Annotated in this window: 13 protein-coding genes; 2 read left to right on the forward strand and 11 right to left on the reverse strand. The window is 69.4% G+C overall.

Features of this window, described 5'->3' with window-relative positions:
• Window positions 1-264 precede the first annotated feature (264 nt).
• Window positions 265-705: a hypothetical protein gene (locus ACFXKZ_RS07235; protein ID WP_379997398.1), complete on the reverse strand. Its 441-nt coding sequence runs from the start codon at window positions 703-705 to the stop codon at window positions 265-267.
• Between the two features lie 160 nt (window positions 706-865).
• Window positions 866-2,017 carry a DnaB-like helicase N-terminal domain-containing protein gene (locus ACFXKZ_RS07240; protein ID WP_379997400.1) on the reverse strand — a complete coding sequence of 384 codons (1,152 nt, stop codon included), beginning with the start codon at window positions 2,015-2,017 and terminating at the stop codon, window positions 866-868.
• Window positions 2,018-2,283: 266 nt separating this feature from the next.
• Here ACFXKZ_RS07240 and ACFXKZ_RS07245 point away from each other — a divergent pair, with 266 nt between their 5' ends.
• Window positions 2,284-2,811: a hypothetical protein gene (locus ACFXKZ_RS07245; protein WP_379997402.1), complete on the forward strand. Its 528-nt coding sequence runs from the start codon at window positions 2,284-2,286 to the stop codon at window positions 2,809-2,811.
• Between the two features lie 36 nt (window positions 2,812-2,847).
• A complete protein-coding gene (locus tag ACFXKZ_RS07250) occupies window positions 2,848-3,246 on the forward strand; it encodes a hypothetical protein (RefSeq protein WP_379997404.1) in 399 nt (132 codons plus the stop codon).
• A 132-nt stretch (window positions 3,247-3,378) separates the two neighbouring features.
• Here the strand turns inward: ACFXKZ_RS07250 and ACFXKZ_RS07255 are convergent, their stop codons facing one another.
• The 9 genes from ACFXKZ_RS07255 to ACFXKZ_RS07295 form a co-directional block, all read right to left on the reverse strand.
• A complete protein-coding gene (locus tag ACFXKZ_RS07255) occupies window positions 3,379-4,500 on the reverse strand; it encodes a DNA cytosine methyltransferase (protein WP_379997406.1) in 1,122 nt (373 codons plus the stop codon).
• Entirely contained in the window at window positions 4,500-5,402 is a 903-nt protein-coding gene (locus tag ACFXKZ_RS07260) for a hypothetical protein (protein WP_379997408.1), read from the reverse strand. Before ACFXKZ_RS07260 ends, ACFXKZ_RS07255 begins: the two co-directional genes overlap by 1 nt.
• 59 nt (window positions 5,403-5,461) lie before the next feature.
• Window positions 5,462-7,189: a type IV secretory system conjugative DNA transfer family protein gene (locus tag ACFXKZ_RS07265; RefSeq protein WP_379998657.1), complete on the reverse strand. Its 1,728-nt coding sequence runs from the start codon at window positions 7,187-7,189 to the stop codon at window positions 5,462-5,464.
• A 186-nt stretch (window positions 7,190-7,375) separates the two neighbouring features.
• Window positions 7,376-8,287, reverse strand: a complete 912-nt coding sequence (locus ACFXKZ_RS07270) for a hypothetical protein (protein WP_379997410.1) — start codon at window positions 8,285-8,287, stop codon at window positions 7,376-7,378.
• Between the two features lie 505 nt (window positions 8,288-8,792).
• Window positions 8,793-9,290 carry a hypothetical protein gene (locus ACFXKZ_RS07275; protein WP_379997412.1) on the reverse strand — a complete coding sequence of 166 codons (498 nt, stop codon included), beginning with the start codon at window positions 9,288-9,290 and terminating at the stop codon, window positions 8,793-8,795.
• Window positions 9,291-9,350: 60 nt separating this feature from the next.
• Window positions 9,351-10,634, reverse strand: coding sequence for a hypothetical protein (locus tag ACFXKZ_RS07280; protein WP_379997414.1), 1,284 nt, complete (start codon window positions 10,632-10,634; stop codon window positions 9,351-9,353).
• Window positions 10,635-10,660: 26 nt separating this feature from the next.
• Window positions 10,661-11,176: a hypothetical protein gene (locus ACFXKZ_RS07285; RefSeq protein ID WP_379997416.1), complete on the reverse strand. Its 516-nt coding sequence runs from the start codon at window positions 11,174-11,176 to the stop codon at window positions 10,661-10,663.
• A 59-nt stretch (window positions 11,177-11,235) separates the two neighbouring features.
• Window positions 11,236-12,090, reverse strand: coding sequence for a hypothetical protein (locus tag ACFXKZ_RS07290; protein WP_379997418.1), 855 nt, complete (start codon window positions 12,088-12,090; stop codon window positions 11,236-11,238).
• Complete coding sequence (locus ACFXKZ_RS07295; RefSeq protein WP_379997420.1) at window positions 12,087-13,673, reverse strand: ATP-binding protein; 1,587 nt, start codon at window positions 13,671-13,673, stop codon at window positions 12,087-12,089. Before ACFXKZ_RS07295 ends, ACFXKZ_RS07290 begins: the two co-directional genes overlap by 4 nt.

Genomic DNA, 13,673 nt, shown 5'->3' on the forward strand with positions numbered 1-13,673 from the left:
GCGGACGATCTATCGCCGCACGAGACTCGTTGGCGTGATGATGGTGGATGTGTATGCCACCGTCGACGTAGCCGTCGACGAAAACCCCTGAGCCCTCGTTGCGTTGCACGTGCGGGCGCTGTACAGGTTCGGACATCTCCCGTCACCGCCGCAACAGCTGTGGGTCGCGATCCGAAGGCTGCAAGTCCTCTCTTTGTTCGTGGAGCTGAGGAGCCGATTGGTCTTGGATGAACAGCCGCGGCGCACGATGGATCGACCGACACGTCATCGCGGTTCGGCACCGTACGTGTTGTGCACGCCTCCGAAGATGTTGCCGTTCACCAACATCCCCGATCCACTGTTCAGTTGCGTCCCCACGTTCGTTGCGCGTGAAGCTTCGGCCAGCGCCTGGAGATCGCTCCATGCTTCCGGGTGAGCCGACACATGGTCGTGCAGACGACTGACCCACGCCTGCGTGATCCGCTCCCGCATCAAGGCCAGCTCGGGGCCGAACGTCGCGTCGGCTTCTGCGGCACAGGCCAAGTCAATGAGGATTCGCTCGTCGTTGTCATGTGTGGCGATCGCATCTCGCTGCGCTTGGGGTGTGTCGTGGCGGAACAGCCGTACGAGTCCGGCTCGGGCCGCACGGCTTCCCCCGGACACCATCGAGGCCACCAGGGTGCCGGCAGCACCCGTCACTATCGCCATGGTTGCGGGATCGAGCATGGTCCAAAACCCCCCGGAGCTGGAATGTCACCGCATACACGCACAGTCCGTAGCTGACGAGTCCAGCCAGGGTGGGTGCGGACCAATTACCTTACGCGATAACGCAGTACGTGTTGGCGCCTCAACGAAGGCCTTTCGCACCCGCTCCTGACCTGCTCAGCTACCGAAACGATGTTGGAGGATTGGGAGCGGCTCGTCTGGCAGGCACGTTTGCCGCCCGCTCTGGCGTCGGCTCTGACATACCGGGGGCACGGAACGCGGTGGTCCGTGATCGTGCGGCGCCCACAGTCGCGTCGTTCACAGGCCCAGCCGTCTCGCCTCGGGTTGAGTACGTGGGTTCTCCGAGGGCTGTGTGCCAGCGTCTCCGGATCTCGTCGAGTGGGCCCATAGCCAGGCGTGTTACGGCGAGGAGGTGGCGGATCGGCAGCGTCGGGTTGTTGGCATGGGTGCGGGCGGTGTGCGCGGTGGCCGCGGCGGTTCGGAGGAGGGCGGCGCGCAGGACGCGTCGGGCGTGGTAGTCGGTGCTGCCGCCGGTGCCGTATGCGGTGATGGTCAGGGTGAGTTCGGGGGTGAGGGTGCCGTCGGCGAGATGTCCGCGGCGTTGGGCCTCCCACAGGACGGTGAGGGGGTCGATCGTCTCGCCGCGGTGGGCGAGGCCGGCGATGCTTTGATACAGGGCGCGGTGGGCGTGGTCGGCGAAGTCGTCGGGTCGCAACCAGTGGCCGATCCGGGACAGGGGGGTGGGGTCGGCGACGAGGGCTGCGATCAAGGCCTGTTCCTCGGTGAGGTCGCGCGGACACGGAGTCGTGGGTGGCAAAACCACGGGGGCGGGTGGGGTGGTGCCGTGGGGTTCGCCCCAGCGGTGGGCGAGTTCGTCGAGGGCGGCGTGGAGGGCCTGGTGGTGGGTGAGGGTGTCGGCGAGTCCGTCGCGGGCCTGGTCGGCGACGGCGACCTGGCCGAGTCGGGTGGCGTGTTGGGCGATGGTGCGGTGGTCGGCGGCTTCGACGATCATGCGCGCGTACAGAACCGCGTTGCGCGGGTAGGGGCACGCGGCCATGAGGGTGTGGGCGTAGACGGGTGTGATGCCTGCGGCGTGTTCTCCGGCCGCGGCCACCAGGGCGAGCACGCGCGTTGCCATGGTGGCGGTGGCGTCCGGTGGGGCGGGGTGTTCAAGCAGCGCGCGGTACAGGGCGGTGTGTGCGGGCCGATACATGTGCTCGGGCAGCAGTCGCCCGCGTACCTCCTCCACACGGGTCGGCTCCAGCAACAGCGCGCCCAGGAGCGCTTGTTCCGCGTATAGGTGGGGGTGCACGTCGCCTCCTCGGAGTGGCGCCCGGGCCGGGAGCGGAGCGGGTCAGCGGGTGCGGCGGAGCGGAGGCTCGCCGGCGGGCAGCGGCGCTGATGCCGCGGGTGTGGTGGCCGGGCCGGGCCTGGCGGTGGTGCTCGTGGTCGCGGCTCGGGTGACCATGTGGCTCGGGCGGGGGCTTCGGCGGGGTCGCGCTTGATAATGGCGGCGGCTCGGTCGAGCAGGGTTGCGGCCTCGGCGAGACGCGCGCTGTAGGCGCCGTCGTCGAGGCGTTGATCGCTCCACGCACTCAGCGCTCGGGTGAATTCCGTGGTCCGGCGGAGGGTGGCGTCGATTTCCGTGGTGGCCTCCGCAACGTCGTCGGCGTCGAAGCAGAAGTCGAGTTGCTCGGTGAGATCGGCGATGCGGCGTTCAGCACGGCCGATGTCGTGGTCGGGGCGCGGATTGGTAAGGAGGGACGTTTGAATGCTGACGCGGTAGCCGACGGCGCTCAAGAGGTCGAGGGCCGTGCTGGCGATGTGGGCGCGTTGCTCGGGTCCGGCGCCGTAGGGGGTGCGCCATGCCCGGAAGCCGGCGCCGAGATCGGCGGAGCGGAACCCGGTTTTGCTCAGGATGAGTTCGGCGAGGTTGTCGGCGCCAAGCGTGTGGGCGATGCCCAATTCAGGGTTGTCGCGGATGACGACGGCTTCGTGGTCGAGGTCGTCGGCGCCGATGTGCTCCAACGGAGCGTGGTTCTGGTCGTGGATGCGGGTCTCGATCTCGCGGCAGACGTGGTGGACGTGTTCCGTTTCGACACGTAGCGGTTCGTCGTTGTTGCCGACCGTGGAAGCGATCAGGTGGAGGGTGTGGTCCTGGCGGGAACGCGCCGCTACCCAGCGTGTGGTGGGGCGGGCGCCGTCGTGGAACCCTGCGGCAGCCGCGACGTCGTGGGTGATCGCGGCACACTCGCCGTCGTCGAGGTCCGCGATGTCGGTGATGCCGCCGATGGCGATGTGCCAGACGCCGGTGTCCTCGGTGTTCGTTCCGTGGACGCGGTCGTGCTTCGCGGCGGGCTCGGCGAGGTCCTGGACGAGGCGGTCACGGGGGTGATCGGCGAGCGCCCAGGAAGTCTGGACGCTGTCGTGGACGATGCTCGGCGCCGACCATGGGTTGGCGGCGTGGAGGGCTTCGGCGGCGTGTCGGGCGGTGATGTGGGCGAACATTTGGTGCGGGGCTCCCCTGTTGCTGGGCTGTGAGGTTCGATCGGAGGAATCGGCGGGTGCGCGAGCTGCCCGGTGCTTGAGAAGGAGTGGCACGGGTTCTCGGGGGCTCGGTGATGCTCGCGCCAGGACGACAGACGTTGTCCACGAGCCGGTGAAGGGTTCGCGCTATGCCGCGAGGTCGAAGTCCTCACGCGTCGGGCATATGTGCGGGGCCAAAAGGTGGCGAGCCATGAGTGGTGGGACCGCGTTGCCGATCTGGGAGAACTGGCGGCTGCGACCCCCCTGCCACGGGTAGTCGGGCGCGAACGATTGGAGCGTCCCGGCCTGGGCCACGGTCAGACGTAGTTCGGGAGTCTTCGTCTTCGCGATCGCGGGCGTACGTGGCGGAATCTCGGAAGCTGACTCCCAGCGGGCCTCGTTGGCACGGTGTCCGAAGAACATCGTCGGTGCGGGTTGGTCGAGAGCGCGGACCGCGGCGTGGGCCTGGCTGTTCGAGCGCAATACCCAGCTGCGGGCGCTGCCGGTGAGAGCCCACGAGGGCTGCTCGGATCCGAATTCATTGCCTCCCGCGCCGGGGCGGCGTGCGCCTTGGGTGTTGACGGTCCCGGGCCATTCCCAGCCCAGCGCCTCGGCCATCGAAAGCCAGCGGTCGCGTCCCGGACCGAACAACCCGACGGGTTCGGCGTGTTCGGCATGGGTGGGTTGAGGTGGCGTGGCGGTGCGGGTGCGGGAGGCGATGAGGATGGCGCGTCTTCTGGTCTGGGGCACCCCGTAGTCCGCGGCGTTCAGCAATCCGGTCCACACCGAGAAGCCCCAGCCGCGCAGGATTTGGGCGTACTGCTTCCACAGCGGCAATACGTCGGGGACTTCCTCCATGCACACCCACCGGGGTTGACCAGAGTGGATGTGGAGGGCGTGGAGGTAGCGCATGGGCTCGGCGGCGAGCAGGGATCTGGGGTCGCGGCAGGCGGTCAGGAGGTGTTCGCGTTCGTCAATGCCGCGGGCAAGGTCGGCGACGGCGTGGTGAACCAGGGGTTGGTCGAGCAGGCCGAGGCGTTTGCCGGCGGTGCTCCATGCCTGGCAGGGCGGGCTGGCGATCACTCCGTCGACCCAGCCCAGGAATGGTCCGGTCGGCTGGGCGGCGACGTCGACGCGCAGGGTGCCGTGTCCTGCGGCCAGGCGGGTGGCGCAGGCCGCTGGGTCCCATTCCAGGCCGAAGTCGAGGGCGCCGAGGTCCCGTAGGCCTTGGGACCATCCCCCGGGCCCGGCGAAGAGGTCGAGGATCATCAGGCCGCCAAACCGAGGTCTTCACGAACCGGGGCCCCGGAGCGGCATGACCACGGGGAGCAGCCATCCTGGTCGCCGAGTTCCATCTCCGCGTCGGCGACCGCGTCGAACACGTCGACCTGGCGGGATCTCCACTCGTGCGAGGTGACCCGGTCGATCGGAGCGATCGACAGTGGCAGGAGGCTGCGGTGCAGATACGCCTCGCCGAGGAGCGGGCTGCCCTCGGCGGTCGCCCGGGCGTTGCCCGAGCGGATGGCCGCGTCGAATTCCACGACGTCTCGCCATTCGTCGGGGGATTCGTCCCGCAGGGCTCTCCACTGCTGGTTGCCGTGGAACGGGCAGCCCAGGCATGCCGATTTCGGGGTCTGTCCGAATCCTCGTGCGCGGAGGAGTCTTTGGCAGTCCGCGCGGGTGTATCCCAGATCCAGGAGTGGATGCCGGTTGCGCATGTAGCCGATTCCGGAGTCCTTGGCGCGATGAACCTCGTCGACCGATATCCCGATCCACTGTTCCACGAATACTCCGGGCGGCACGCGGATCGGATGGGGGTAGCCGAGGAGTCTTCTGACCTGCTGCTTGATCGGCTTCAGCTTGTATTCCGAGGTGCACTGACGCCGTGTCAGGCCGTGTTCGCCGTTCGCGTTCTTGATGTGGAGTGGCATGGACGCGAATCGATGACCGGGGTCGAGTGCGTCGGCTCTGATGTTCCCCGACGATACGCGCAGGATCGGAATGCCGGCGGGTACTGCGATTTCCCGTTCGATGCGATCCAGGTGGGAATACACCGACTTGGGCTCCCATCCGGTGTCGGCGAAAATCGCGAAGTCCAGTTTCGGGAGATGGCCCTCCGCGGCGAGGAGCAGGCAGGTGGTGCTCTGCACTCCGGCACCGAGGCTGAGCACGCGATACCTCGGCTCACCCGTGCGAGTGTCGGGGGTCCGTCCCGACGTGCCTGCGCAGGTCATGCGGCCCGCCCGAGGTCGTCACGGAGCAGCGCGGTGTACTTGGCGACGGCGCGTTCGGTGATCTGTGCGGTGGCGCGGGCGGAGTCGGCGCCGATCGCCTTCGCCGAGGGCTCCCTGTACCAGGGTTTGAGGTCGAGGAGGCCGGCTCGGATGCCGGTGGCCATGAGGAGGGCCTTGCCCTTGGGGAGGGCTCGGATCGCGTCGGCGGGGAGGATGCGTTCCTGGCGCATGCTGGTGCTGGTGGAGCGTCCGGATTCGCTCGTGGAGTGGGACACCGTTTGTACGTCGTGGTCGCCGACGAGTCTGCTGAGCTTGTCCGCGAAATCGGCGTCGTCGATGCCGCTGCCGATCATCTTGATGGTGGCAGCGCTCCACAGGGAGTCCATGCCGGATTCGCCCCAGACGCGTACGCCCTGGCGGTAGCTCTGAAGGATCGTGATCGGGATGACGCCGCGCGATCCGAGGTGGGAGTACAGGTCGGGCAGGTCCGAGATCTTGCAGACGTTCGCGGCCTCGTCGAGGATCGCGAGCATCGGCGGGTCCAGGCGACCTCCGGCGCGTTCGGCTTGGGCGACGGCTGCGCGCATGACGGCGTCTGCGGCTGCGGCGATGATCGCTCCGGCGGAGCCTCCGCCGTCCTTGCTGAGCAGGAACAGGCTGTCGGTGCTGGTGGCGAAGTGTTCGGGGCGGAACTGGGCCAGGCCGCGGGTGGGGGTGACCCAGGCGGCGATGCGGGGGTCCAGGAGGCAGGCGGCGTACTGCCTTGCCGTCTCGTAGATGCCGTCGCGGGTCTCGACCGCTCCGGACACGGTGCCCTGCAGTTGGGCGGCGACCGCGTCGAGGTGGTGGTCCTGGAGGAGGTCGACCGGGGTGCGGTCGGCGGGTGAGGCGAGCCATGCCAGGACGTCGGTGATGGGTCGCTTGTCCTTGGCCGCGGCCAGGAACAGGGCGGTGAGCGTGTTGGCGGCGGCGGTGCTCCAGAAGTCGCCCTGGTTGCCCTCGTCCACCGAGGCGGACACGAAGTGACCGGCCAGTCGTCGGGCTCCGGCGAGGTCGTCGGCTTCGCCGAGGATGTCCCACCACATCTCCTGCCGGGCGTGCGCGATCTGCTGCGGGTCGAGCGTCCACACCGTTCCCAGTCGCGAACGAGCGTCGATACAGGCGGTGTAGGCGTCGTTCGCCGCCTTGTTGGACGTCAGCAGCACGGGGCCGGGGGCGGCCAGGACGGCGGGGATGGCGAGACCGCTGGTCTTGCCCGAGCGCGGGGCCATGATCGCCAGGAGGACGTCCTCCCAGGAGGAACGCACCTCGTGGGAGCCCGGTGCGAGGGTGCCCAGGAGGATGCCGCAGTCGTCGGGGTTGATGCCCTTGGCCGTTGCGTTCTTCAGTGACGGCCGCAACGACTGGGCTCTGGTGGTCATTTCCTTCGGCAGCAGGATCTCCAGTTCGCGCCGACCGGCCAACCCTGCGCTGTGGCCTTTGAATCGGGCCCTGATCTTGAGACCCAGCACGGCCGCGATGGCGAGGACGAGCGCCGGAACGAGGTAACACGTGATGGTCAGGACCGGGTGCGGGAGCGCGGGCCATATTCGGTCGGGGTGAAGCAGCGCCGATATCGGCTCGTATGGTGCCCACTCCCCCTCCCCCATGAAAGCGTTCACGGTGTTGGCGGTCAGCCAGGCGAGGGTTCCGCCGCCGGCGGCAAGGGCGGCGGCACCGAGCATGGCGTAGAGCGCGGCGTCGGTGCCGGGGGTGTTCGAGGGTGTGGATGCGCGCGGAGGCAAAGTGGGTGGCTCCTTGGGGCATGGGTGATCGACACGCGGCTGTCTCACGCAGAGCCGGTGCCTTCAATCGGGCTGGTGCCGGGAGGAGGGTGAAGCTCGGGCGGTGGTGCTGTGGCCCGGGTGGCTTCAGCGTGCCCGGCGAGGTCGAGAGCCAGCCGCAGCAGAGTCGGCGTAGGCCACGGTGCCCGTGGTCGAAGGAATCCGGCGAGGCGACGCGGGCGTAACCGCGTGTTTTCGCGTGGTGCCGGGCAAGGGGCGAGCCAGTCGACCCTGGGCTCGCGGAGACCGAATGAGTCCCAGGGCGGGGTCCGCCCTCACGATCCAGCCAGCGGCGACCAGCCGGGAACGGACATCGCGGGCGAGGTCGACTACCTCGGTCGCATCGGCGCCGAACGGAGTCCGATGCCAGTTGGCCTGATATCTGGGGGCGGGAATCCAGTCGAGGTCGCGCAGGATCTCGGCGATGCTCTCGTCGCGGTATGCGAGCGTGGCCACACCTTCCGGGTGGGTGCCGATGTGGGCGACGCCACGTTCGAGGGGTGGTTCGGGATCCGCGATGTCCAGAGCGGCCAGGATGTTTCCGATCGTCCGGCATTCGGCAAGGACCCGCGCCTGGTCGACCTGTCGGGGCGCTTCCATGACTGCGGCGGTGGAGGCGACCAGGTGCACGTTGTCGTAGGTGTCGCGCAGCAGGACCCAGGGACAGTCGCGGCCCTCGCCACCGATGAGACCGGCGGCGCCCAGGACCCGTCGGGCGATGGCGTCCCATTCGCGGTCTCGGGGCCACGATCCTCCGGCGTAGCCGCGCAGGCCGCAGTACCAGGTCATGTCGGGAACGGCCTCGTCCGGCGGAACGCCTTGTCGGTGCAGGATCGCGGGGAGGTCGATGCCTCGGGCGAGGCGGTCCAGGGAGTGACCGCACCACGGGACGGTGTCTCCCTCGGTGGTGGTCGCGGCATCGTGCAGAACAGCCACCGGCCGGACACCGGATTCGCGCCGTCTGGTGAGGAGTTCGAGCAAGGTTCGGGTGTCACTCACGGTCGACATTGCGGGCAGCAGCGACCCTGCCCCGGGGATGGGTGTGGAATTCACGTGCGCCTCCTACCTGCTTGCGCGCTCGTCGTAGCGACGGTGTGCGCGGTCGGGGTCGCGGACGCGGTGGCTCGGCTGGAGAGTGCTCGTGCGATGTGCGTAACCACTCGGGTGACGTCGATGTCGGGGCAGGATTCGATCAGCCAACCGATCGCGTCGGTCAGCGTCGAATGGTGCGTGTGGTTTGCCACGTACAAATGCTCGGTCGGGCTGTTCCACAGTACGGACGCGAGGTATCGCCGGTGGTGGGCCGCGGCCTCGTCTCGGGCTATCGTCGCGCGGCCGGGGTGATCCCACCTGTCGCGCGTGGGCAGATCCACGGCCCAGGCCAGACGTGGCCTTCGAGTGGCGACGTACCATGCGGACCCTGCCGACTCGGGGTCGGCCGGGATACAACCCGGGGGCTCGATGCGGTCGTATGGCTCGGGCTGTGCCTTTTCGGCTTCGCCGGTCACTGGAAGGGGTTTTCGCTCAGGCGATCCCTTTCCGTGGCAGCTTCGAGTAGTTCGGGGAGGTCGCTTGGGACGTTGTCGCGCTGGTCGATCCACCATCCCGCGCGAGTGATCGTTCTGGCCGTCTCCTCGATGGTCTGCCACTCCTCCTCGCCGAGGTCACCCTCGACTACCAGGGCGGCATAAGCGGCCGAGACGAGGTCGTACCGGCAGCGAGTGCCCCAGGCGACTGCCCGCTCGGTGCCTTCCAATAGGGGCATCGCGTACTGCTGCGACCACGCGTCGGCGGTCTCCTGCTCGGCGGCGCGGCGCTGCTTGAGCCAGGTGGCTCTGCCGGCGTCGTCACCGGCCCGGCTCGCGCGCCAGCAGTCGCTGCAGTCCCGGGTCGCGAGCCAGCGCGCGAATCCGCTGCGTTCGTCCGCGGGCTTGTGGGAGAGGTCCTTCTCGGCGCTGTGGCCGCAGACGTGGTCGACGGTCCAAATGGTCTGCACGGGCATGACTCCTCCGGGTCGTTGGGGTGGGCGGTGACGTGACCACGTCACCGGGTAGCCCTGCGGTCAGCGCGTACGTCGACCGGGCATGGGGGCGGTCCATGTCGAGTGGGCAACGACGGGTGTGCGGCTGGTCGGTGGGGTGGGCTGCTTCGCGGCCGAGCGGGCCGCCGCAGCGCGGGCGGTCGTGGCTGTGTCGACGGGACGTCGGGGCATGTCGGCGAGGTGGTCGCTGACGTGGATCAGGGCGCCTCCGACCCGATCGAGGGTTCGGCCTGCCTCGCGCAGTTGCGCAGAGAGTTCGACGCCCATGTCGCCGGGGAGTTCAGCGCATCGACGGGCGGCCTGCTCGACGAGTTGGTGCACCGCGGTCAGGGCACCGGCGTCATCGGTGACTCGGTCCAGGGCCGTGCCGATTTCGGCGGCGCCGGCCTCGGCCTCCAACGGCGCGACGAACCTCGGGTCCGTGGTCGGGTTCCGTGCGGTGGTCGTGGTCGTCGTGATGCGAGGGCGATCTGTGCGAAGGCGCTCGCTCGCCTTGTCGAGGGCGGCTTCGACGCGAATCAACGCCTGGGCCGCGTCCGTGAGTCGGTTGGCCACGTGGGCACCGGCGACGGTAGCGCGGGTCGTGCACCATGCGGCGGCGGCTTGGATCAGTCGCCGGATGGCCTCCAGCAGCGCCTGAGCGCCGGTGGGTCCGTCGAGTTCATCGACAGTCTCAGGGGGTTCGTCGAGGACGGACGGCTTTGGTGTCCACGTGCTTTTGGTCGATGCGGACTCCGTTGCCGGCGTGGTCGTTTCGGTGCTCAAAGTGCCTGGTACGACGTGGACCGTGGATCCGGTGGCGGTCATCACCTGGCGAGCGTTGCGGACGATGTCACTTGCGGCGGCATGATCCGTACCGGTGGGCAGGGTGTACACGTCCAGGTCGGGGTCGTGCCTGAAGCCGGCTACACGCAGGACCATCCGGGCGTAGGGACGGTCGTCCGAGACGGCGGCGACAATCCCCTTGGTGGGGTGCTTGCCGAAAGCGACGTCCGGTTCCTCTCGCGTCGGAGTGGCCCGTGTGGGCTGCGAGTTGGATGCGGCCCGCAGCGTGCCGGGTTCGGGTTCGTAGGCGAGGTCGGTCTGGACCTCGAAGCGTGCGGCGCGCAGGATCGCGACCGCTTGGGCGGCGCGGTCGGCGGCGGGTCGGTTGCTCGCGGTGAGGGTGTAGAGGCCCTTGTCCGCGGTGCGTTCGAAGCCGAGGCGGTTGAGGAGTTGTTTGGCGGCGGGCTGGTTGGAGTGGTTGTTGGCGACGACGCCGAGGGTGGGGTGGTCGCCGATGACGATGTCGGGGGTGGTGGCCATGGTTCGGCTCCTGGGGTGGTGCGATGTCAGCGGTGCCGGGCGGGGCGCGGGCTGCCGGTGAAAGGCGCCGGTGGAGTCTGCGGTCGGCTCGCGACTGCTGGCGTCGCGGCGCGCGCGACGGTGGTGGTGGTCGATGCGGGTGGCAGGTCGGAGCGCACGGGGACGCCGGCGTCGCGCAGGACGGTGACGACGTTGTGGGCGTGGAGCAGGTCGTCGACCTCGTCGTCGGTGGCGTCAAGGACGTGGATGCCGGTCCCCGTCGCGTCGAAGCCGGCGACGGCAAGCAGGCGAACGGCCAGGGTTGGGGTGTCGTCGGTGGTCAGGGCGACGATCCCGAAGCGGGGGTGGATGCCGATCGAGAGGGTCGGACGAACGTGTCCTGGTGGCTCCGGGGTCGGTTGAGTGGCCGTTTCCGTGACGTGGTCGGTCATACCTGGGGTGGAGCTCGAATCGGCAGACGACCGGGAGCCGTGGGCGAGCCGGATGTTGTGCTGCATCGCGGCGCCGACGGCTTCGCCGATGCTCGGGTAAACCTCGGGCACAGGTCTTCCTTGGTGGTCGGTGAGACGGAATTACGAACTTCGCGAATGTGCGGCGCGAGTCAGCGGCGGCGGGGCGTGGGGCGCACGGGTGGGGTGCCGGGAGGGCGCGGCGGGCTCGGCGCCGGTGGGCCGGGCGCGGTGGTCACGGTGGTCGCCGAGGTCGCGCCGCTTTTGCGCGCGGCGCCGGCCGGCGCGGGAAAGTCGGGTCCTCGGCGTACGCGGATACCGGCGTGCTGGAGGTGTTCGACGAGGTGTTCGGCCTGCTGCTGGTCCCAGTCGGCGCGGGTGTAGACGCAGTGGTCGGTGCGCGTGAGCCCGTGGTATTCGAGGTCGTTGACGGTTCCCCAGTGGGCCGTGTCGGTGACGTGGGCGGTGAGTTGGCCGGCGTGCCTCCAGGTCCGTCCGACACCGACGACGACTTCGGTACCTCCCGCGACGGCGGACTGACGCAGCGCGGTGACGGCAGCCTGCTGCCGGGGCAGCAGGGTCGCCGCGATGGCTTCGACGGCGCGGTGGGGGTCTGCGGGGACGTGGAGCACGGCCGGGGCGTGGGGGTCGCGGGTCCAGTCGTGGTCGAGGTTGACGTGCGTGGGGGCCAGGCACGCGGCGAGGAAGATGTCGGGATCGGTCGGGTGCCGGACCAGCAGGATGTCGCCGTCGCGGCGCAGGCACAGGTTCAGCTTCTGGCCCGGGGTGGTGGCAAGGGCCTCGCGCATCTCGTCGGCGCCCCATAGCTCCTCCCCGAGTTCGATCATCGATGCGCGGTCCAGGTTGTATCCGCCGATGTGGAAGGGGATGGGGATCCGGTCTGCGGCGGCGGCGCCGATGGCCCGGAACCTCTTCGCAAGGTCGATGTCCTGGGCTGCGGCCTCCTCTTCGGGGGAGGCGAACCCGATGCGGCGGGGGCCGCTCATGACCTCACGGCTTTACCGCGTGGGCTCGCGGGATCGGCGGTATGGGCTGTTGAGAAGCCCTCGGCGCCGGTGAACTCGGCGGCTCTCCGGTGCATGCGGGCGTCGGTGTCGAAGAGGTCGAGCTCGAAGGGGTGCAGGAGGTGTTGGACGATGAAGGACCGGCCGGCGACCTTCCACAGGCCGCGGCCCTTGGTAAGGGCCGCGACCGCCTGCGTCTCCACGCCGGTCAGTCCCAAGAGCCCGGCAGCTGTGGCGAGTTGATCGGGTTCCTGGCGGTAGATGATGCGTGTGCTGCAGTCGGCGAGCAGGCCCTCGGCGAGGGCTCGTCCGCGGGATCCGGCGTCGCCGGCGCTCATCAGGTCGCTGAGGCGGTGGATCACCATGAGGTTCGCGATGCCGAGTCCGCGGGAGAGTTTCCACTGGGACTGCATGCGCTCAAGCAGCGGGACGTGGCGCATCACGCGCCAGGCTTCGTCGTAGATCACCCACCGTCGGCCGCCGTTGGGATCGGCGAGAGCCGATTCCATCCAGGCGGACGCACAGGTCATGGCCAGGACCAGGCCCGTGTCGTCGCCTCCCGCACCCAGGCGGGAGAGGTCGATGCTCAACATCGGCGCCCTGGCGTCGAATCGGACCGTCGACTCCGCGTCGAACATCCCGGCCAGGTCGCCCGCCACCAACCTTCGCAGCGCGTGGGCGAGGTCCCGGGCTGCGGCGCCGAGGTGGCCGGCGGGTTCGCCGAAGGCGGTGTCGAGGGCGGTGGGGTTGCCCATGATGTGGGCCACGTCGCCGAGGAGCGGGGGGCGATTCTCGTCGGCGGCGACGGCAACGGCGCGGTCGAGGGCGACGTCGAGGCCGGTGTGTTCCATCGGCAGCAGGTCGCGCCGCAGGACCGTGCGCGCCAACGAGCCGAGGAGAAGAAGGCGACGCTTGCGAATCTCCGTCGACCAGTCCCGTTCGTCGACCCCGTCCGGTCGGGCGGGTGCGTCCAGGGGGTTGAGCCTGCCGGGGAGACCGGGGCCCAGTGCGATCGTGTCCCCGCCCAGGGCGCGGCTGACGGTGGTCCACTCGCCCTTGGGGTCGCAGGGTACGTAGATGCGGTAGCCGTGGGCGATCGCCCGCACCGCCAAGGACTTGGCCAGCGCCGACTTGCCCATACCGATCACGCCGGCGAGCAACACGTTGGGATTGGTGAAGCCGTCGAGCTTCCCGTAAAGAGTGAACGGGTCGTAGGTGAAGGCGGCTTCGGCATGGACGTCGCGGCCGATATAGAGGCCGTTGGCGCCCAGGCCGCCCTCGGCGAGGAAGGGGTAGGCGCCACTGGCGATCGCGGTGGTCATGCGGTGCGCCGGGAGCCGAAGTCTGCCGCCGCGTGCCGAGGCAGGCCCGGGGCGTCCGGCGGACGGGTACAACGGCGCAACGTCGGGATCGACACCGGACGCGCCGCGTCGGCGGTCGCGGCGCCCGGCGAGGCGGGCCCGGCCCTGGGCGCGGTCGAGTTGGGCTCGGGCGGCCTTGCGTTCGGCACGCGGGGCTGCGGTGGGGGTGAACAGGGGGCTGGCGCTGGCGCGACGGAGGCTCAC

The sequence above is a fragment of the Embleya sp. NPDC059237 genome, from assembly GCF_042754105.1.
Taxonomy (GTDB): Bacteria; Actinomycetota; Actinomycetes; order Streptomycetales; family Streptomycetaceae; genus Embleya.

Bases quoted from the DNA above. Each gene is read 5' to 3' on its own strand.
- ACFXKZ_RS07265 (WP_379998657.1), bottom strand. From the start codon at position 7,189: ATGCTCGGTGCCGCCGCCCTTGCCGCCGGCGGCGGAACCCTCGCCTGG.
- ACFXKZ_RS07275 (WP_379997412.1), bottom strand. From the start codon at position 9,290: ATGCCCGTGCAGACCATTTGGACCGTCGACCACGTCTGCGGCCACAGC.
- ACFXKZ_RS07235 (WP_379997398.1), bottom strand. From the start codon at position 705: ATGCTCGATCCCGCAACCATGGCGATAGTGACGGGTGCTGCCGGCACC.
- ACFXKZ_RS07290 (WP_379997418.1), bottom strand. From the start codon at position 12,090: ATGAGCGGCCCCCGCCGCATCGGGTTCGCCTCCCCCGAAGAGGAGGCC.
- ACFXKZ_RS07255 (WP_379997406.1), bottom strand. From the start codon at position 4,500: ATGATCCTCGACCTCTTCGCCGGGCCCGGGGGATGGTCCCAAGGCCTA.
- ACFXKZ_RS07280 (WP_379997414.1), bottom strand. From the start codon at position 10,634: ATGGCCACCACCCCCGACATCGTCATCGGCGACCACCCCACCCTCGGC.